At 56.5% G+C, this 17,249-nt stretch carries 23 protein-coding genes; 10 read left to right on the top strand and 13 right to left on the bottom strand.

The window, feature by feature from the left end:
• Nucleotide 1 precedes the first annotated feature (1 nt).
• The 6 genes from HFD94_RS21180 to HFD94_RS21155 form a co-directional block, all read right to left on the bottom strand.
• Nucleotides 2-946: a transketolase family protein gene (locus HFD94_RS21180; RefSeq protein WP_010246183.1), complete on the bottom strand. Its 945-nt coding sequence runs from the start codon at nucleotides 944-946 to the stop codon at nucleotides 2-4.
• Nucleotides 939-1,769 (bottom strand): transketolase, encoded by an 831-nt coding sequence (locus HFD94_RS21175; protein ID WP_010246187.1) that lies wholly within the window; start codon nucleotides 1,767-1,769, stop codon nucleotides 939-941. Before HFD94_RS21175 ends, HFD94_RS21180 begins: the two co-directional genes overlap by 8 nt.
• A gap of 190 nt (nucleotides 1,770-1,959) precedes the next feature.
• Nucleotides 1,960-3,066: an ABC transporter permease gene (locus tag HFD94_RS21170; RefSeq protein ID WP_010246189.1), complete on the bottom strand. Its 1,107-nt coding sequence runs from the start codon at nucleotides 3,064-3,066 to the stop codon at nucleotides 1,960-1,962.
• A gap of 2 nt (nucleotides 3,067-3,068) precedes the next feature.
• On the bottom strand, nucleotides 3,069-4,583 hold the full coding sequence (locus HFD94_RS21165; protein ID WP_033786046.1) for a sugar ABC transporter ATP-binding protein: 1,515 nt from the start codon (nucleotides 4,581-4,583) through the stop codon (nucleotides 3,069-3,071).
• The gene (locus tag HFD94_RS21160) at nucleotides 4,583-5,182 is read right to left on the bottom strand and encodes a DUF2291 family protein (protein WP_033771476.1); all 600 of its coding nucleotides are present in this window, start codon (nucleotides 5,180-5,182) and stop codon (nucleotides 4,583-4,585) included. The genes HFD94_RS21165 and HFD94_RS21160 overlap by 1 nt, the downstream gene beginning before the upstream one ends.
• Before the next feature lie 2 nt (nucleotides 5,183-5,184).
• Nucleotides 5,185-6,126 (bottom strand): D-ribose ABC transporter substrate-binding protein, encoded by a 942-nt coding sequence (locus tag HFD94_RS21155; protein ID WP_010246199.1) that lies wholly within the window; start codon nucleotides 6,124-6,126, stop codon nucleotides 5,185-5,187.
• Nucleotides 6,127-6,309: 183 nt separating this feature from the next.
• Here HFD94_RS21155 and HFD94_RS21150 point away from each other — a divergent pair, with 183 nt between their 5' ends.
• A complete protein-coding gene (locus tag HFD94_RS21150; RefSeq protein WP_010246202.1) occupies nucleotides 6,310-7,284 on the top strand; it encodes a sugar-binding transcriptional regulator in 975 nt (324 codons plus the stop codon).
• On the opposite strand, the gene emtA is transcribed toward HFD94_RS21150, so the two are convergent.
• On the bottom strand, nucleotides 7,277-7,906 hold the full coding sequence (emtA, locus tag HFD94_RS21145) for a membrane-bound lytic murein transglycosylase EmtA (protein ID WP_167433528.1): 630 nt from the start codon (nucleotides 7,904-7,906) through the stop codon (nucleotides 7,277-7,279). The genes HFD94_RS21150 and emtA overlap by 8 nt on opposite strands.
• Before the next feature lie 164 nt (nucleotides 7,907-8,070).
• On the opposite strand from emtA, the gene ldcA reads away from it, so the two are divergent.
• Both ldcA and HFD94_RS21135 read left to right on the top strand, forming a co-directional pair.
• Nucleotides 8,071-8,994 (top strand): muramoyltetrapeptide carboxypeptidase, encoded by a 924-nt coding sequence (gene ldcA, locus HFD94_RS21140; RefSeq protein ID WP_010246207.1) that lies wholly within the window; start codon nucleotides 8,071-8,073, stop codon nucleotides 8,992-8,994.
• A 22-nt stretch (nucleotides 8,995-9,016) separates the two neighbouring features.
• Complete coding sequence (locus tag HFD94_RS21135; RefSeq protein ID WP_010246210.1) at nucleotides 9,017-9,679, top strand: MBL fold metallo-hydrolase; 663 nt, start codon at nucleotides 9,017-9,019, stop codon at nucleotides 9,677-9,679.
• On the opposite strand, the gene HFD94_RS21130 is transcribed toward HFD94_RS21135, so the two are convergent.
• The 3 genes from HFD94_RS21130 to HFD94_RS21120 form a co-directional block, all read right to left on the bottom strand.
• The gene (locus HFD94_RS21130; protein ID WP_010669877.1) at nucleotides 9,680-10,093 is read right to left on the bottom strand and encodes an N-acetyltransferase; all 414 of its coding nucleotides are present in this window, start codon (nucleotides 10,091-10,093) and stop codon (nucleotides 9,680-9,682) included.
• A gap of 14 nt (nucleotides 10,094-10,107) precedes the next feature.
• A complete protein-coding gene (locus tag HFD94_RS21125) occupies nucleotides 10,108-10,491 on the bottom strand; it encodes a hypothetical protein (protein WP_010246217.1) in 384 nt (127 codons plus the stop codon).
• A 184-nt stretch (nucleotides 10,492-10,675) separates the two neighbouring features.
• Complete coding sequence (locus HFD94_RS21120) at nucleotides 10,676-10,855, bottom strand: hypothetical protein (RefSeq protein WP_010246220.1); 180 nt, start codon at nucleotides 10,853-10,855, stop codon at nucleotides 10,676-10,678.
• 214 nt (nucleotides 10,856-11,069) lie between these two features.
• Here HFD94_RS21120 and HFD94_RS21115 point away from each other — a divergent pair, with 214 nt between their 5' ends.
• From HFD94_RS21115 to HFD94_RS21105, 3 genes are all read left to right on the top strand, one after another.
• Nucleotides 11,070-11,399, top strand: coding sequence for a hypothetical protein (locus HFD94_RS21115; RefSeq protein WP_167433527.1), 330 nt, complete (start codon nucleotides 11,070-11,072; stop codon nucleotides 11,397-11,399).
• Nucleotides 11,400-11,460: 61 nt separating this feature from the next.
• Nucleotides 11,461-12,018: a hypothetical protein gene (locus HFD94_RS21110; RefSeq protein ID WP_022625839.1), complete on the top strand. Its 558-nt coding sequence runs from the start codon at nucleotides 11,461-11,463 to the stop codon at nucleotides 12,016-12,018.
• A 23-nt stretch (nucleotides 12,019-12,041) separates the two neighbouring features.
• Nucleotides 12,042-13,052 carry a Ppx/GppA phosphatase family protein gene (locus HFD94_RS21105; protein WP_167433526.1) on the top strand — a complete coding sequence of 337 codons (1,011 nt, stop codon included), beginning with the start codon at nucleotides 12,042-12,044 and terminating at the stop codon, nucleotides 13,050-13,052.
• Between the two features lie 20 nt (nucleotides 13,053-13,072).
• Here the strand turns inward: HFD94_RS21105 and HFD94_RS21100 are convergent, their stop codons facing one another.
• Nucleotides 13,073-13,285 (bottom strand): DUF2767 family protein, encoded by a 213-nt coding sequence (locus HFD94_RS21100; protein WP_010246232.1) that lies wholly within the window; start codon nucleotides 13,283-13,285, stop codon nucleotides 13,073-13,075.
• A 212-nt stretch (nucleotides 13,286-13,497) separates the two neighbouring features.
• On the opposite strand from HFD94_RS21100, the gene HFD94_RS21095 reads away from it, so the two are divergent.
• The 4 genes from HFD94_RS21095 to HFD94_RS21080 all read left to right on the top strand — a co-directional run bounded on the left by HFD94_RS21095 (nucleotide 13,498) and on the right by HFD94_RS21080 (nucleotide 15,848).
• The gene (locus tag HFD94_RS21095) at nucleotides 13,498-13,746 is read left to right on the top strand and encodes a YqjD family protein (protein ID WP_010246235.1); all 249 of its coding nucleotides are present in this window, start codon (nucleotides 13,498-13,500) and stop codon (nucleotides 13,744-13,746) included.
• A gap of 168 nt (nucleotides 13,747-13,914) precedes the next feature.
• Nucleotides 13,915-14,085: a hypothetical protein gene (locus HFD94_RS21090; protein WP_010246238.1), complete on the top strand. Its 171-nt coding sequence runs from the start codon at nucleotides 13,915-13,917 to the stop codon at nucleotides 14,083-14,085.
• 363 nt (nucleotides 14,086-14,448) lie between these two features.
• Entirely contained in the window at nucleotides 14,449-15,510 is a 1,062-nt protein-coding gene (locus tag HFD94_RS21085; protein WP_050680006.1) for a glycosyltransferase family 9 protein, read from the top strand.
• Nucleotides 15,510-15,848, top strand: a complete 339-nt coding sequence (locus HFD94_RS21080) for a DUF1493 family protein (RefSeq protein WP_050680005.1) — start codon at nucleotides 15,510-15,512, stop codon at nucleotides 15,846-15,848. The genes HFD94_RS21085 and HFD94_RS21080 overlap by 1 nt, the downstream gene beginning before the upstream one ends.
• Here HFD94_RS21080 and HFD94_RS21075 read toward each other — a convergent pair.
• Together HFD94_RS21075 and HFD94_RS22940 are read right to left on the bottom strand one after the other, a co-directional pair.
• Nucleotides 15,842-16,849: a glycosyltransferase family 9 protein gene (locus HFD94_RS21075; RefSeq protein ID WP_158131796.1), complete on the bottom strand. Its 1,008-nt coding sequence runs from the start codon at nucleotides 16,847-16,849 to the stop codon at nucleotides 15,842-15,844. The two genes, HFD94_RS21080 and HFD94_RS21075, sit on opposite strands and share 7 nt — an antisense overlap.
• 119 nt (nucleotides 16,850-16,968) lie before the next feature.
• Nucleotides 16,969-17,249, bottom strand: a 281-nt coding sequence (locus tag HFD94_RS22940; protein WP_207712425.1) for a hypothetical protein, incomplete at its 5' end; no start/stop codon positions are given.

Below are 17,249 nucleotides of genomic sequence, written 5' to 3'. Positions count from 1 at the left end.
TTTATGCTCCTGCGCAGATGCGCGCTGCACTGTTCACCACGCTACTGGCATCAATGCCATGATGGGCACGGGTAGAGGCGCGATCGCCGGCAATTGCATATTCCCCATCTGCAATGCCGAGCCGCAACAGCGGGATGCCGCAGCCGCCTTCCGCCAGCACTTCGGCCACCAGGCTGCCGACACCGCCATTAACGTTATGCTCCTCTACGGTAATCACCGCTGGGTAGTGATTTAACAGGTTGCGCAGCTGTTGGGTATCACAAGGTCGAATCGATGGAACCGCGATCACACCGGCTGAAATGCCCTGCTCAGCCAGTTGCTCAGCAGCGTGAACCACCTCGTGAACCGTTGAGCCCATCGCCACCAGTGCGATGTCGCTGCCTTCACGCAACAGGTCGATCGCGCCCGGCCTGAACTGATAGCTTTCCGCGTGCAGCTGCGGCAGATCTTTGCCATCCAGACGGATATAGACCGGCCCGACATGCTCAAGGGCGTAATCGATGATCTGACGGCACTCCAGCGGACAGGACGGCGCATAGATCTCGATGTTGCCGAAACCGCGCATCACCGCAATGTCATCAATGCTGTGATGGGTACTGGCTAACGGGCCATAGCTGGTCCCGGCATTCAGCCCGAACAGTTTGACGTTGGTGTTGTTGTAGCAGACGTCGACTTTTACCTGCTCATTGGCGCGTGACACCAGAAACGGCGCAGCATTACAGGTCACTGCGACCTTGCCGCCCAGCGCCAGACCGGCCGCCGTGCCCACCAGAGTCTGTTCAGCGATGCCGACGTTAATCAGCCGGTCGGGAAACGCCTTGATAAAGGGGGCGATTTTGGCCGTCGACGTGGAGTCGGCTACCACCGGCACCAGATCCACACCGCGATTCACCGCGTCGATAAAGGCCGTGACCATGACGCTTGCTAAATGTTGTGCATTACTCATCTTTCAGTTCCTCCAGTGCCAGTGCGATCTCTTCGCCTTTCGGCACCCGGTGATGCCATTCCGCCTTGCTCTGGATAAATGAGACGCCAAATCCCTTCTCGGTATGCGCCACAATCACCTGCGGTTTGCCGTTCTTCGGCAGGTTTTCAATGGTGTCGACCACCGCCGCCATATCATTGCCGTTGCATTCGGTGACCTCCAGCCCGAAGGCGCGCCATTTTTCCGGCAGCGGATCGGTGTTCATGATGTCGCGGGTCGCGCCCGCCAGTTGCAGCTTGTTTTTGTCATTGATGATGATCAGGTTGTCGAGGCCGTAATGCGCCGCCACCAGCGCCGCCTCCCAGTTGCTGCCTTCAGCTAGCTCACCATCGCCGGTCACCACAAAGATGCGGCGCGGGCTGTTATCTTTTTTCGCCGCGATAGCGATGCCCACCGCCACCGGCAGGCCGTGACCCAGCGCGCCGGTGTTCAGCTCAACACCCGGCGTTTTCTGCCGTACCGGATGGCCGGGCAGATGCGAGTCGGCATGCTGGTAGGTTGCCAGCCAGTCGGTCGGGAAGTAGCCCGCTTCCGCCAGCACGCAGTAATAGCCCCCCACCGCATGCCCTTTGGACTGGATATAGATGTCACGCTGATCGTCGTCTGTACGATCCGGTGCGCAGTTCAGAATGCGGAAGTAGAGCGCGGTGAGGATCTCTACCTGTGACAGGTCAGCGCCGGTATGACCGCCTGCCGGGCTGCCCGCGTTAAGCTGGATGATGCGGCGGCGGATTGCCCGCGCCCGGCGCTCAAGGTCATCGACCGGAAGATTGAAAGGATTCATACACTACCTCTGAATTTTAAATCGGTTATGAATATATATTCACGTCGGTTAAAAAATTTTGTGCCTGAAAAAAAGGGGCTAATAAAGTGAACCGCCCTTTGTTCGCTATTCTGCCCGTTAAACCGGGCAGGCCGTCCGCTGCCATGAATCACTCAGCGGCACCTCCTGTCAGGTTTCACGCACTTCCCCGTCAGGGTTTTGCCGGTGTCCCCTCCTCGATTAACGCTTTCTGAGCCACCACGGCCGCCTTCTGCTGCATCCGGCTCTGGGTCTGGTCGATGATCACCGCGATGATAATCACGATGCCTTTGATCACCATCTGCCAGAATTCACTGACACCCATCATGATCAGGCCATCCGCCAGAAAGCCGATGACGAACGCACCAATCAGCGTGCCGAGGATGGTGCCGCGTCCGCCCGCCAGCGACGTGCCACCCAGCACCACGGCGGCAATGGCATTCATCTCAAACGCGGTGCCGTTAGCCGGATGGCTGGCGACCAGTTGCGATGAGACCACGATGCCAGCAATCGCCGCGCAGAATCCTGACAGGGTGTAGACCAGAATTTTTACCTGCCGGGTTTTCACACCCGACAGTTCAGCGGCACGTTCATTGTCTCCGATGGCATAGACCTGACGGCCAAACGGCAGGCGACGGGCGATGTAGGCGATCACCAGCGCCAGCACCACCATCATCCAGATGGCGTAGGGCAGCCCGAGAAAGGTTCCGGCACCAATCCGATCGAAACCGGTATTGCCCAGTAGCGGATTCCCCTGCAGACCGGGAAAGGTCTCGCCACCGGAGGTAAGCATCGCCGCGCCGCGCAGGATGTACATGGTGCCGAGGGTGCAGATAAAGGGGGCCACGTTGTAGCGGGTAATGATCCAGCCGTTGCCCGCGCCAATCAGCGCGCCGATCAGCAGCACCACCGGCACTATCACCCAGACGCTGGGGAAGATGGCGATGCCAAACATCGGCAGCACAATGCCTTTGGTAATCAGCCAGCCGGCGATCATGCCGCACAGTCCCAGCGTTGCCCCAATCGACAGGTCAATTCCCGCGGTGATAATGACAAAGGTAATGCCCAGCGCCAGAAAGGCGTTGATGGCGATATGTTTCACCATGATCACCAGGCTGCCGGTGGCGAGAAAGTCCGGCACGGTGATGGCGAAGAAGCCGACGATCAGAATCAGCGCAATAAAAGTGCGCAGCTTCAGAAGCAGCAGCAGAATGCTTTCACGTGAACTGAACGCCTTAGCCGGAAGTGTGGTCAGCGCGACGCTGTCATTGCTTTTCATGCTCAGAACCCCTGCGCACTTGCTTTCACCAGCGCTGCCTCTTCCGCCTGGTCGCGGGGAAGATCAGCCGTAAGTTTGCCGCCCGACATCACCAGGATGCGATCGGCTACCGCCATAATCTCTTTCAGGTCCGAGGTGGAGAACAGTACTGCAATGCCCTGCTGCGATAGCGCCACCATCATGCGAAACACCTCTGCTTTTGCACCGACATCAATGCCGCGACTCGGCTCATCCAGCAGCAGCAGACGCGGATTGGTCAGCAGCGCGCGGCCAATCACCACTTTCTGCTGGTTGCCACCACTCAGCGCGCTAATGGCCACGTCCGGCGAGGAGATTTTGATCGCCAGGTTGCCCACCGTCTGGCTCACCGCCTGCTGCTCCGCCTGGTGGGCAATGGCAAAGCGATGTGACAGACGCCGCCACAGGCTGGCGATGGTGAGATTACTGGCAACCGATGAGACCGGGAAAATCCCGGCACGTTTGCGATCTTCCGGCACCAGACTCATGCCCATGCGAATACGGTCAGCGGTGGCCAGACGGGTCGGCAGCGGTTTGCTGTCGAGCCACAGCTTGCCCAGATAGTGACGCTGACTGCCAAGCAGACACTCAAACAGCTCGGTGCGGCCTGCGCCCATCAGCCCGTAAATCCCGACAATTTCCCCGGCCCGCACCTGAAAACTGACGTCATCCACCAGGGTATTACCATTGGGGCTGACGCAGGTAATGTGCTGCGCCTCCAGCACCGGCGCGCCAAACTCACGCGCTTCCGGCAGGAAGGTGGTGACCGGTTCACTGCCCAGCATCTCACGCACGATCCACGGCACATCGATGCTGCTGACCGGCGCTTCGGCCTGAAAGCGCCCGTCGCGCAGAATGGTGATCACGTCGCCAATCGCCATCAGCTCTTCCAGCCGGTGGGAGATGTAAATCACGGTAACGCCCTGCTGCGTCAGGTCGCGGATCACCCGGAACAGGATCTCCACTTCGGTTTTGCTTAGCGCCGAGGTCGGCTCGTCGAGGATCAGGATGTCCGCATCTTCCGCCAGCGCTTTGGCAATCTCGACCAGCTGCTGCTGACCCACTTTGAGATTACCGACCCGCTCATGGGGTGAAATCGGCTGATCCAGGCGCGCCATCAGCGCGGCGGTGCGGCGTGCCTGCTCCGCCTCGTTGATCGGGGCCAGACCGCGCTGGATCTCCCGGCCCAGAAACAGGTTTTCAGCCACCGTCAGGTTCTCAAACAGATTCAGCTCCTGGTGCACCATGCCGATGCCGTGCCGGGCGGCGTCGCGGGTGCTGCTCAGCGTCAGCGGCTCGCCATTCAGGAACAGCGAACCGGCCGTGGGCTGCTGTACCCCGGCCAGAATTTTCATCAGGGTCGATTTTCCCGCCCCATTCTCACCGATGATGACGTTAACTTTGCCGCGCCAGACCCGATAATCGACGCGATCCAGCGCCAGCGTGCCGGGAAACAGCATCGATATCTGTTCGGCCCGCAGAATGATCTCATCGTCCATCAGGGCGTCCCCCGCTTCAGCTCAACCGCTACCACATCTTCAACGCTGTTCTGCCCGATGGTTACGGCCAGCAGCGCCTGCACCGGCTGGTTGACCCAGCTGGCATCCAGCGGTGGCAGTTGCTTCACCGCGTGACGGTTCAGCGCCCGCGTCAGCTGGGCGTACTGCACCTGATTGGTAAACTCTTCGAAACGGAAACCGGCGGCATCCCGGATAGCGTTACTGCGCAGCACCGGCCCGACACTGACCGCCACCGGCTTGCCGTTAATCATCAGCGTCAGCGTGCGTTCACGCGGGTTACTCTCATCAAAGGCGCTGGCTGTCCCCCCGGCTCGCACGAAGACGCTTTCGCGCCCGCCGGGTTTGACCGTCTGACTTTTCGCCTCCATGTCGGCCCAGCTCAGCGCATGGCTGTTCGCGGTGGTCATCACGCGCGGCTGCCAGGTCTCTTCCGCAATCTGCTGCGGTGTCTGGGTGGTATAGCTGGGTTTCGCGTGCGGATCCTTCGGCAGAATCGGCTTACCGTCCGCGTCCAGATCCACCACGGTGCAGGCGCTGAGCAGCGCCATACCGGTCAATACCGCCAGCATCCGTTTCATGGTTATTTCGCCAGGTTGAAGTTTTTCAGCTTAGCGGCGTTGCTGTCGTCAATCAGCACGCAGTCCATCAGCTGCTTCTCCTGTTTCTGCGCTTTGCCGTTCTTCAGGTAGTAATCCGCCTGCGTGACCGCCATCTGCGCCTGATCCCAGCCCGGCTGCAGCACCGTCGCTTTAATATTGCCTTTGTTGAGGATCGAATCCCGGGTGTAGTCGCTGCCATCAAAGCCCACCACGATCACCGATGTTTTCCCGGCGGCTTTCAGCGCGGCTTCGGCACCCAGCGCCATGGTGTCGTTACCGGAGATGACGCCCACGATGTTGGGGTGTTTCTGCAGCAGGGTTTCCATGCGGCTGAAGGCTTCGGTCTGGCTCCAGTTGGCGCTCTGCTGAGCCACCATTTTCATGTCGCTGTAGTCATCCAGCACATCGTGATAGCCCTGCGACCGCACGCCCGCGTTGGTATCAGACTCTTTGCCCAGCAGCTCTACATAGTCCCCTTTGCCGCCCAGCAATTTCGCAAATTTCTCCGCGCCCAGCTGCGCCCCCTGATAGTTGTTAGAGACGATCTGCGCCACCGCGATGCCGGTTTTGTTGATCTCCCGGTCAATCAGGAAGGTCGGGATCCCGGCATCTTTGGCTTTCTGCACCGGCCCGACGGTGGCGTCGGCACCAGCGTTATCAAGAATGATCGCTTTGGCTTTGCGCGCAATCGCGGTCTCAATCAGCTGGTTTTGCTTGTTTACGTCATCATCGTGCGACGCCACCAGCGTGGCGTAACCCAGCTCTTTGGCTTTCGCTAAGGCCCCTTCCGCCTCGGCTTTAAAGAACGGGTTGTCATGGGATGGGGTGATAATCGCCAGCAGGCCTTGCTCTGCCGCCAGCGCGGTCGCTGAAAAGGCAAGCATCGATGCGAGCAGGGTCAGTTTGATCAGAGGACGAGTCATTATTTTTCTCCGCTTGAATATATATTCACACGCGATTTTATATGCATAATGACTATGCGCCCGCGCTGACGTGCCGTCCAATGCGCGATCGTCAAAAAGCGAAAACGATCACAAATTAGCCTGCGTTGTGATTTTGATCATCCTGGTTAACAATACCGGGCAGAATCAGAGAGGGAAAAACCGATGGCAAAACAGGATGAACAGCGACTGATGGTGAAAATTGCCACCCTTTACTATGTCGAAGGGTTGAAGCAGTCAGAGATTGCGCAGTCACTGACCTTATCGCAGTCGTTTGTCTCACGCATTCTTAATCGCAGCGTGAAAGAAGGTGTGGTCAAGATCAGCGTGGTGCCACCAGCCAACGTCTACCCTGAGCTGGAAAAGGCCATTGAGCAGACCTATAACCTGCCGCAGGCGATTGTGGTGGATGTGCCGGACCAGGCGTCGTCGCTGCAGATTAAGCAGGCGATTGGATCGGCGGCCGCTCACTATCTGGAGACCCGATTGCGAAACGATGAGCTGATTGGTATTTCGTCATGGAGCGGCACGATCCGGGCGATGGTTGATGCGCTGCATCCGCTCAACAGCGCCTGCAAAGGGGTGATCCAGCTGCTGGGTGGCGTCGGGGCTAACGGCAATGTGCAGGCCACGATTCTGACGCAAAATCTGGCGGCGCTGCTGAACTGCCCCGCCTGGCTGCTGCCATCGCAGTCGATTGAGCATTCGGTCAGCGATCGCCAGCGGCTCTCTGCCAACGCAGAGGTCGCCGAGGTGCTGAGTAAATTTGAGCAGGTCGACCTGGCGATTGTCGGCATTGGCGATCTGGAGCCGTCGGCGCTGTTACGTAATTCGGGCAACTACTACGATGGCAGGATGCTGCAAACGCTGGCGGCGCGCGGTGCGGTAGGCGATATCTGTCTGCACTATTTCGACGCCTGCGGACAGCCGGTGCTGAAAGCAGAAGAAGATCCGGTGATTGGTATGGAGCTGGCGCAGGTGAAACAGTGTCCACAGGTGGTCGGGCTGGCAGGCGGAAGAGAGAAAGCGCAGGCGATTCGCGGTGCGCTGCTGGGCGGCTACATCAAGGTGCTGATCATCGACTATCCCACGGCGCGGCTACTACTCACGCCGCAGGATTCATCACAACCGGTCAGATAGTGCGGTAAGCCGTGGTGACTTTCCACAGATAGCGCGGGGCCTGCGCCGCCGGATGCTTGTTCTGCACATGCTGATAGAACTCATCCGGTGACATCGCATTGATCATCGCAATGGCCCGATCGCGATCGCTGGAGAAAGTCCGCAATAACGCTCCTGCGCCGTTGGCATAAGAGACGATGGTGGCATAGCGCAGGGTCAGCGGATCGCGGATGCCCGACAGCGCGGAGTTCTGCAGAATGCGGATATAGGCGGTGCCGATATCAATATTTTTGGCCGGATCGCGCAACTCGGCATTCGACGGCTGACCACGACGGCCCAGCGTGCGATAGACTTCGCGCCCGGCGGTCGAAGCTTTAATCTGCATCAGCCCCACCGCATTTGAACGGCTCACCACGCCCGGATTTCCACCCGACTCGACACTGATAATGGCGCTGATCAACTTCTCATCAACGTCATAATGACTGGCGGCATCTTCGGTAAACATCGCCCAGGTGCCATTGACGCTGGACGGCGGTGCCTGAGTTAATGGCGTGTTGCGCTGCTTAACGGCATGGTGCGGTGGCTCGCTGGCACAGCCGGTCAGGAGTAACGCTGAGAGTATAAGGTGTCGGATTTTCAGCAATTTTTCATCTCGTAGCTGTTGTGGCGAATGCTATCATACCCAGGCAGCCTGAGAGCAAAATTACCGTTTATCCTAAATGCATGAAAATGCGGCGCGTACCGTGACTTCAGCGGCGCTTTTCGCCATCATCGCCGTCAGTCAGGCGCTAACAGCAGGAAAGTATGATGATTTCACGTTCAGTTCGTCTTATCTCCCCCTCCGGTTACTGTCACAATCAGCCTGCGGCGCTGCAGGGCATTGCACGACTGCGTGCGGCCGGCCATCAGGTAGAGAACGAGCAGGTGATCACCCGCCGTTTTCAGCGCTTCGCCGGTACGGACGCGGAGCGCCTGGCGGATATCAACCAGCTTGCCAGTCTCAGCACGCTGCCCGATGTGGTGCTGGCGGTGCGTGGCGGTTATGGTGCCAGCCGGTTACTGGAGTCCATCGACTACATCGGCCTGCAACGCCGTCTGCTGAATCAGCCGCTCGCGCTGTGCGGCCACAGCGACTTCACCGCGATTCAGCTGGCACTGCTGGCGCAGGTCGGCCTGATTACCTTCAGCGCACCGATGCTGGCCGGTAACTTCGGCGCCGCGACCTTATCTGAATTTACCCTTCACCACTTCTGGCAGGCACTGACTTCACCTACAGTAGAGGAGACATGGCAAAGCGAAACGCCTGACGAGGGCGAATGGCAGGGTACGCTGTGGGGCGGGAATCTGGCGATGATCTGCTCACTGATTGGCACGCCGTGGATGCCGCAGTTTGAGAACGGCATTCTGGTGATTGAGGATGTGAATGAGCATCCGTTCCGCATTGAACGCATGCTGATTCAGCTGCAGCAGAGCGGTATTCTGGCGCGACAGCGGGCGATCGTTACCGGCAGCTTCACCAGTACAGCCCTGACGGAATATGACAACGGGTTTGACTTCAGCACCGTCTGGCAGCGACTGCGTGACACCACCGGCCTGCCGCTGATTTGTGGATTAGATTTTGGTCATGCCGCTGACACCGTAACACTGCCTTTGGGTGCCAGCGCACGATTAGCGGTCAGCCAGGGCCACGCCCGTTTGCAGGCGACCGGGCATCCCGTCCTGCGGGAATAGCGTTTGTTTCAGGAGATCGACATTGAAGCCGTTGTATGACGATTTGTGGATCTCAACCCCGGAATTTCCGGTGGAAGATGCCGTTAATGACCTGATGATGCATGGCTTTATGCTGCGTCACCCGCGCGGCAATCTGTTGATTGGCCGCGTAGAAAATCCGCTCGATCATGAAGTCATGGCCGATACCGGCGGCGTGATCCGCCACTACCTCACCCACTGGCATGAATCCGCGCCCGGTGCGGCACTGATCCAGCAGCGCTTCAGCAGCGCACTTTACTGCCATAGCCGATCGCTGGGCCCCATCAGCCGTTTTGCTGAGCCTGATGACACCTTTTCGCAGCAGGAGACGCACTTCGGGGATTTCCATCTGCTGCCAACGCCAGGACACACACCGGGCAGTTGCAGCTATCTCTACACCTCGCCGCTGGGGCTGACCTATCTGTTTGTTGGCGATACCGTGACGCGTTCGCATGACCGCTGGATCACGGTGCTGGTGCCGGACAGTAATCCGGCTGAGCTGAGCCAGACGCTGGAATTTTACCGCTCCCTGCGTCCCGACGTGGTGCTGATGAGTACCACGCGCGGGCATCTCTCCTGGAAAAAAGTTACGCTGCAGAGCTGGCTGGCCGCGATTGATGAAGCAGAACAGCATCCGCTGGATTTGCGTCAGCAACCATTATTCTGATTACAGGGCTTTCGTCAGATAGTGGCGCTGATGATGCCGCGGATAGTTATCCAGGCTAAAGCGCAGCGTATAGCCGAGCTTTTCATAAAACGGTCGCGCCTGAAAACTGGCGGTATCCACCTGGGCAAAGCGGCAGCCGCGATCCCGCGCCTCCTGCTCTGCCGCCTGCATCAGCTTACTGCCCGCCCCCTGCCCGCGTAGCGCCTCACTCACCCACAGCATATCGATCCGCAGCCAGTTTCCGGCGGTTGATCCGGTCAGTCCGGCCAGCTTTCTGCCCTGGTCATCACGAATAAACACGCCGATCGATCTGATCTCATCAATATTAATATATTTGCTGTTGAACGCAGTCAGACCCAGCCTGACTTCATCCAGATCCTGCGTCGTGACCTTGTCGGTAATCTCGGGTTGCATAGTGGCTCCGTGGGTTAAGTGTCGGAGTGCTGACGATCGTCGTAGCGCTCCAGGCTCAACGCATCAACATCGCGTTTTTCGCTGCGGCTGCAGGGCAGCAGTTTATCGCTGTCGCGGTAGACAAAAAAGGTCGCCTGGCTGCGCTGGTTCACAATCAGCTGATCGCCATTGCGAAAGCGGGTAATCGCCACCTTATCACCCGCCTCTAAACGGGTACGCTGCTGACCGGCAGCAATCTGGAAATGCCCCGGCGGCCACATTAACGTGGTTAACCCATATTCGGCACGCGAAACGGTCATGGTTGTCCGGCCGGGACAGTTAAGCTGAAATTCCGTCTCGCTCCAGGCGGGTGCGATGTGACAGGCCAGCAGGCCCAGGGCAATTAATGCTGCCTTCATGCTGTTTCTCCGCTGATTTTATTGAGATTTTTTAGCTTAACACATCACAGGACGGAGAAGGGACGCGGGGCAACCCGCAGCAAGACCATTGAAAGATAGAATCGGCGTGCGAAGAAATCTGAAAGTTGAGAAAAAATAAAGTAATCCGGCCAGCGTAACAGGCTGCCACACTGACCGGATATGATTATTCGGCTGCTACCTCGGCGGCCACTAACATCAGTGCCAGCCCGGCATTCTCGCTATCATAAGCCTGCATTGCTGCACGTATATCCGCTGAACATGCGATCACCTGTTGCTTCTTATCGGCTTCTAACTGGTCAATCGCATGGCGAATAATCATTAGACTTGCTTCTTCTTCGTTCATCATTTATCCCTGAATTTGCCTAAGTGGTGCGCAAAGGAGCCAAGAATAACGTTTATTGATAAGCAAAGTCACCCTTTTACATTCCTGTTGCTTAACGATTAAACAAATCACAAACAGGAAGCGCAGCGTAAACTGCTATGATTAAGTAATCAGTGACGCAGCAGGATAGACTCTGCGCCACGAAACTCCCAGGGATTGAAGCAGGTAGAAAATCATGATGCGTCTCAGCATTTTTATCCTCATCGCGATGGTGACTGGATGTTCATCTGGCCCGAAAGGGGTGGAATGTCCGGGTGAGGTCTCGACAATTTATGGTCAGTCGATGGGGCATACCCAGGGCGTGATTTTTGATCTGGTTAATAGCTTCACCGTGACCCGGGATAAGGTCAGCGTTAAGAGTGGCCCGCTGCAGTCGCTGGATCGCTTTAAATATGTTCCCTCCGCCGTCACGCCTGAGGGCTATTACGCGCAGCGCCTGTCAGATAAGCAGTTCCGCCTGATCAACCCTTACCAGGACATCCAAATCACCTGGACCTGTCCATAAGGGATGAATCCTGCTGCCAGATGGTTTATTGTCAGGAAACGTCAAGCAGCAGGTCTCCCCGATGGAAAAGCGTCTGGATAACAACGGTTATATCGACTTCCCCTTCCCCGCCACCCGCAATGCGGATGGCTCCGTGAATCCCTGTGGCTTTGATCTGACGCTGGAAACCGGTCGCCTTGAGGAGATCGCGGTGCTGAACCATTCAGTGAATCTGCGGCGCCTGGTCGAGGAGATCAATCTGCAGGAGGGGCTGTTTATGACCCTGGCCTGCGACTGGCAGCAGCAGGCAGATGCGGTCTGTGGCTTTATCGATGTGGCTTTTCGTCCCGACCTGCCGCAACACGGCTTTGAGGAAGCGCTGCAGCTGGAAGCGAACTTTTATCGCTACCTGACCGGGCAGGAGCAGCAACATCAGATGCCCGCGGAGACGCTGGTCAATTATGCCCGCTCGGTACTCGACTGGAGCTGGTCGCCGCTGCGCCAGCGTCAGCGCGATTATGAAAAGATCACTATTCAGTTCTATTGCCCGCAGGCGGATGACGCCGAATGGTGTTTTGATCATCTGCGTCACTTCCTGGTGAGCGTCTATCCGGCCTGCGTCGCCGCCCGTTCACTCTGATCCTCATTGCACCCGGAGTCGCTATGCGTTCTGCTGCGCTGTCTGCTGTCACGCTGTTCTGCTCACTGTTTTTTGCCGCTGCTGTCCAGGCCGATCGTTGCCAGCAAATTCGCGCCGGTCTGGATATCGGTTCCGGCACCACCAAAATTGCGGTAGCCCGTGTCAATGTCTGCCAGCTGCGCATCGAAAAGATGCTGTATCAGGATCAGCGCGCCGTGGCCTGGAACGAGGCCTTAGCGCATTCAACAGATAATCAGCTCGGCCCGGCGATGACTCATGAAGGTGCCGCTGCCCTGCAGCAGCTTTTAACGCAGGCACGGCGCTTTCATCCACAGCGCATCAGCGGCGTTGCCACGGCGGTGTTCCGCAACGCCAGCAACGGTCAGGCGGTCATCGATCAGTTGCAGCGCCAGACCGGTGCGCAAATCAGCATCATCTCGCAGCAGCAGGAAGCGAAACTCGGTTTCCTCTCCGCTAAAGCCGCGCTTAACGATCCGGCGATCCGTGATGAGCAGCTGCTGGTCTGGGATATTGGTGGGGGATCGATGCAGATGACTGCCTGGCGACAGCAGGCGGGTCAGCCGGTTGCAGATATCTATCAGGGCAAACTGGCCTCGGTGACGCTGAAAAACTTTATTCTGACGGTGCTGAAGAACAGCCCGGAGGCCAAATCCCCTAATCCGATTGGCTCCTGGCGGCAGTCGGTGCTGCGCTTTGTGCAATTTTATGCCGCTAATGAGGTCAGTCCGCAGATTAAACAGGATCTGGCGAGCCGTCGGGTCATTGGCATCGGCGGCGTCCATGGTTTTTCAATCCGCAATCAGTTACCGGGCAAACCCCATCGTTACAGCCTGACGACATTAAGTCAGCTGTCGCAGCAGCAGGTCTGGAAAGGCGACAGTGAACTCCCGGGCGACTACCGGGCCACTGATGTCAGCAATCTCTTACTGGTTGAAGGTTATATGCAGGCGCTGAAAATTAATGAGGTTACGATTGTTGAGGCCAGTCTGATTCAGGGCGTGCTGCTGCAGTAGCGCAGCGTTTCCGCACTATGCTATACCTCAGGCTTAATCAGCCGGATAGCATGATCCAGCATCCGCTGCTCATCCCGTTCACTGTGGGCCCGCTGCTGACGTATACGTTTAAGCAGGTCGTAGATTTCGCCACGGCGGGTGTCATGGCCGCGCTCCGACAGCACAATGACCGCATCGCCAATGACCCGGCAAACTTCGTCATAGTCGTCATCATTCAGTGCATCACGTTTCATTGCTTATCCTCCGGCTGTAGCTTTGGCTATGGCTGTGGCAGCGCCTGAGTGCGCCTCTCTTTCCAAAGGCTAGACAGTAAATCCCTTACCCGCAAACGCAGCGCCATTAACAGCCAGAAATGATTTTTTAGCCCATTTTCCTCCGCTGGAGGAGCAGAATTCACTATCTTTGCTACGCTTTGAGGGTCTCACTCAAAACCAAGGAGCAATAAATGTCAGGAAAAATCGAAGATAAAGTAAAAGAAGCCGCTGGCGCAGTTCAGGAACAATGGGGTGCAGCAACCGGTTCATCTGAGCATCAGGCTAAAGGCGCAGCACGCCGTTACACCAACCAGGCAAGCTATGCTGCCCGCGATGCTGCTGACTGTATCAAGGATCAGGTTCAATCCAATCCTGTTGCAGGTCTGGCCGTTGCTGCAGGCGTTGGCGTATTTATCGGCTTCCTGCTGGGCCGCAAGTAATCGCGCTGAACGTCAACAGAACGGGAGCCACTGGCTTCCGTTTTTTTTGCCTGGACTCTCTCCGCCGGCTGAGAAACATCTGAAAGATAAGCCTTTTCAGGCCAGAATGCGGTAAGTATCTATGCTTAGTCTGGTTTCGTCTCTTTCTGACAACATCAAGGTGACCTTATGAAAACAATTCCTGCCCTGCTGCTGGTTGCAGCGACCTTAACCTCTCTGGCGGGCTGCTCGCAGAAGAGCGACGCAATTAAAGATGATGGCCGCCCTCATGCACCAAGCGGTCAGTCGTCACCGGGCGGTACGCTGGGTTCAGGCCCGGTGGGTCAGCCACAGTCGTAATACCCTGCCCTGGCACACGTGCCGGGGTTTGTTTTATCGCATGTTTTTTAATAGATAGAAGTCATAGAATAATTCCGCTAATAATTAACCTGCTATTAGTTATGGCCGAAATCAGAGTATTTTCCATACTTTCCTTTTTATAAGAATCATCCCATCTCTTTTTAATAATCTCTTACTTCTTTTACACAATTCTGTATATATACCCAGAATAAACAACATTAAAATTGTGGAAACAATTTAAACGAAATTTCTACGGCAGCGAAAAAATAAACCTTAATAATGAACTTTAGTCGCAGAAATATTCTCTAATAACTCACAACACCTTTTGTTAAATATTATTGATACGTTTAAGAGAATTCAGACGTGAAGAAAAAAAAGATTTATCTGATAGACCGACTTTTAACGCTCTATTCTCGATTTTCCAGCAGAACAAAACCACAGGCCTTGCACGACCTGGCCCCACAAACAGTGGTGATTTACTCCACCACGGCACTGGGCGACTTTCTGATGAATACGCCGGCTATCTGGAGCCTGAAAAATCGCTTTCCCGCCAGCAAGTTTATTCTGGTTTCCAGCAAGAAAAATAAGGATCTCGTCAGCCGTTATAACTGGTTTGATAAGATCTATATCTGGGATAACAAACTGGCGAATTTCCTGCCGCTTTTTTTCAAACTGCGCCGTCAGAAACCTGACCTGTCAGTAATATTACACGCCCATTTCCCCTACGATATTATGAGCTCGGTACTGACCGGCAGTAAGGTAATTGTGCGCGATCATTACGGCCGCGAGTCGCCTCTGCTAAATAAATATCTCGATCACTATTCAGGCTATTTTGATGACCATACCATCAAGCGTAAGCTGAAACTGATTGAAGTCCTTGGCGCAGAGACAGAGCAGACCCGGATGCACCTTCCGTCACTGAACAACAGTCCGACTGCAAAGACTGACCATCGCCGTATCGGTTTTCAGTTAGGGGCATCAAAAGATATTCGCCGCTGGCCGCTGGCCTCCTTCAGCCAGCTGGCGACAGCCTTGCTTGAACGCTGGCCTGACACGGAAATTATCGTTACCGGCACCGCCGCTGAGCAGCCTCTTGAGCAGGAATTTATTGAAAGCCTGCCCCTGCACTACCGTCAGCGTGTGACCCCGATGGCGGGTAAAACGAATCTCAGCGGCCTGATTAGCCTGATTCGCACGCTGGATGTGCTGGTTACCGGGGACACCGGTCCACTGCACATCGCCGTGGCCGCGCAAACGCCGACGGTCAGCCTGTTCTCCACCGCCAATCCGCGTTATACCGGTCCCTGCCAGGACAGCGATCGCCACATCATTATCCACCGTCCGGATAAAACCGCCTCACAGCATCCGATGGCAACGATCAAGGCCGATGAGGTCGGGCAGGCCGTGGCGAAACTGGTGGGGTAATGAACGACCTTTCTCAATCCATCATTGCGCTGATTGAGCACCACAATCAGCCAACCGCACTGGGCTGGTTCCGGAAAGTGGATCGGGCGGGATTTCATCTGCAGCAGTTACCGCTGAGTGAAGTGGACTTTGCCATTCTGATGAGTGATTTTTTTATCACTTTCGGCGTCTGTTCAGGCCACTATGATGACGCCCGCTATTTTCCGGAGCCGCGCCGACGGCGCTTTGCAGTGGCAAACTGGTTTACTGCGGGCACAGCACAGCCTTATCGTCCACTGACGGTCGCCATGCTGTGTGAAGCGGCCAGACTGGGACGCTGGCCTGAAGAGGATTACTGAGTAATGGTATGGGCGAAGGCGTCGTAGACCTCGCTGCTGCTCAGCGCATTGACCTCACGTGACGCCGGTTGCAGCACCTGATAGTTAACCTGCCACGGATGCCAGCACGCCGGATCGCTGTCGCCAAACAGCGCGACGACCGGCAATCCCAGCGCCGCACCAATGTGCATTGCCCCGCCATCACTGCTCACCAGCCCCTGACACAACGACATTGCTGCAATCAACTGCGGCAGGCTGGTGGTTGCCACCGCTTTGATCGGCAGATGCGGGCAGAGCGCCATAATTTCACGCGCTTTTTCATCATCTCCCGGATGACGCGGATTATCACGGCTGCCGGGTGACCAGAGCAGCATTATCTGGCAGGGATGACGCGCCGCGATTTTTTCAGCCAGCCCGGCAAACCGCGCGGCTTCCCACTGCTGGCTCGGCTTGCGGGCGCTGATTTGCAATGCATAGACCGGAACAGCGGGATCAATCGCACAGCTGTCACGCAGGCTGGCCGCGATTGCCGCATCCGGCAGCAGCGTCAGTTTGCCTGGCGCTGTGGCGCTGAGATTGAAAGGCCGCCCCAGGCTAAACAGGGTTTCACTAATATGACACGGCGACTGGCTGGGTGGCGGCAGCAGATCGGTAATCAGCGGATGGGGATGGCCCAGGGCAATCACTCTGGCGGGACGCACTGTTTTAACCCACTTCAGGCCATGCTGATCCCAGCGGCTTTTTGCCAGAATCACCACATCGTAACGCTGTTTTTTCAGCGTCAGCATCAGCTTCAGTCGCTGTAAGAGACAGGCCAGTCGTCCCTGCCCTGCCTCACGGTGATGCAGTTTGGTGTAATAGAAGAGCTGCCGGATATCGGGATTATGCTGCAACACTGGCGCAGCGTAATTGTTAGTCAGCACGTCGACCTGATGCTGCCCCGACTGCGCCAGCGCACTGATCAGCGGCGTGGTCAGTAAGGTGTCGCCAATATTATCCCGACAAATAATTAAAAACCGCATGTCTGACATCCTCTGCGCAAAGGCTACGCCGTTCTGGCTGAATAAAAGTAAGACTCGCCCGGTTAACGTTCTGAAAACGGTAACGTAACGGTATAGTCAGCAAATTAGTCAGCGCAGTGTCAGATTGGTTCCATAGTTGCGATATTGTTAAAATATGAGGCCAGCACGACAGGCCAGAGACAGGCCTGAATTATTAACCGGATTATTATTTTTACGGCGTCGGCCATGCCGGGCCAGCGTATAGGAAGGAAAAGGCCGCCCATGGCGTAATACTGGTCAGTTAAGATTAGATTTGTAAAGGCTGTCACGGTCAAACGGGGCAGCTTTTTTTCCGGGCGAGCGAGCCGCAGTGCGGGCCAGCGCACCTCTGCTGCTGCCGGGCCGTCCTCGCGCCGCTCAC

Origin of the sequence: Pantoea sp. EKM20T (assembly GCF_011800485.1) — a bacterium.
In the GTDB taxonomy this organism is placed as follows: domain Bacteria; phylum Pseudomonadota; class Gammaproteobacteria; order Enterobacterales; family Enterobacteriaceae; genus Pantoea; species Pantoea agglomerans.
Note: the sequence above shows the minus strand (reverse complement) of the source record. Positions and strands in the feature narration are given on the sequence as shown.